This window comes from Desulfovibrio sp. JC022, assembly GCF_010470665.1.
Lineage (GTDB): Bacteria > Desulfobacterota > Desulfovibrionia > Desulfovibrionales > Desulfovibrionaceae > Maridesulfovibrio.
The window spans coordinates 1-1,371 of record NZ_VOPZ01000032.1; the positions used below are offsets into that span (position 1 = coordinate 1).

Here is a 1,371-nt window from a genome sequence, read left to right on the forward strand (position 1 = left end):
AGGTAGCAAATAATGAACTTTTCTGATTACCGGATGGAACGCAGGTCCCGAAAAGAACTCACAACCGGACTGGTGCTTTACGGAGAAAACGAGCCAGCCGAGATGCAGATCGACAATCTCTGGAAAATTGTTGATCACCGAACAGGTGAAGAATTGGCAGATCCCAAAGGGGATTTTTCAGAATTCTCAACTGGTGACCGTATGTATCCTTCCATGATGAAGCCGGAGGTCAAACGCAGGTGGGACCAGAAGAATTACGAGTGGGAAGAAACCAAAGCCATGCATGCCAAGCTAAAACGTATGGTCCATGCCCAGTTCATGCAGGAAAATCCCGATCTGCCTGTGGTGCAGGGATTGAAACAAACCACCTACGGAAACGAAGTACAAACCGAATTCAAGAAGCATGTAAATGTTCATGGTTCCAGACTTAAACAATCAAGAACACCCCAGACCGGAACTGGGGACTCAATCCGCGATGAGATGCAGCGTGACAACGTGGACATCAACGAAATCGCGGATGAAGTTCTCCAATTCCTGACACCTAAAACTGAAGAAACCTATGGGGTGCTGGCTGTAAATCGGGATGAGAATCTTAGAATCGAAGATAAGGTGTTGGTATCCGCTGAGTCCACTCATGTCCTTGAATATCAGTATGATGATGAAGGTCGACTTCAGGCAGCGACTTACTGCGGCGAACCTGTGGAAGCCTATCGTTACAACAAGTTGGGGCAACGGGTGTTCTCTCAGGTCGCAGGTGGTGAGAAGCTGGAGTACAGCTACAACGATCTTGGACAATTGGTGCGTGCAGGCGACACTATATATGTTTACGATCAAGACGGTGACCTTTCCGAAAAGCACTCCTTCGAAGGCTGCACCAGATACGAATATCTGAAAACCGGACAGTTGTGCGAAGTCCATCTTCCTGATGGAACCGGCATTGAATACCGCTTTGATGAGCGCGGTTTCAGGACTGAAAAATACGTCAACGGTCAACGGGTTCAACGCTACCAGTGGAAAGATTTGACCACCCTTGCCGCAGTTGAAGATGCAGAAGGAATCAGCAAGTTTCACTACAATGAACAGGGCCGCTGCATGGGAATGATCCGTAATGGGCAGATCCATCTCTTTGCGACCGATCAGTTGGGGAGTGTCTTTACTATTGCCGATCCAGCAGGAAATAGTGTACAGGAAGTTCTATATGATTCTTTCGGAAGAAGGATACAGAACAGCAATCCCGAACATGATCCGCTGCTCGGTTTCTGCGGTGGTCTCTACGACTGCAACACCGGACTGATCCATTTCGGCTACCGCGAGTACGATCCTGTCATCGGCAGGTTCATATCTCCTGATCCGCTGGGATATGCTGGCGGG

The 1,371-nt window shown here is 48.7% G+C and carries 1 protein-coding gene; it reads left to right on the forward strand.

What is annotated here, in order from left to right:
* Positions 1–12: 12 nt before the first annotated feature.
* Positions 13–1,371 (forward strand): RHS repeat domain-containing protein (locus FMS18_RS20120; RefSeq protein WP_163296439.1); only part of this gene is annotated, 1,359 nt, incomplete at its 3' end.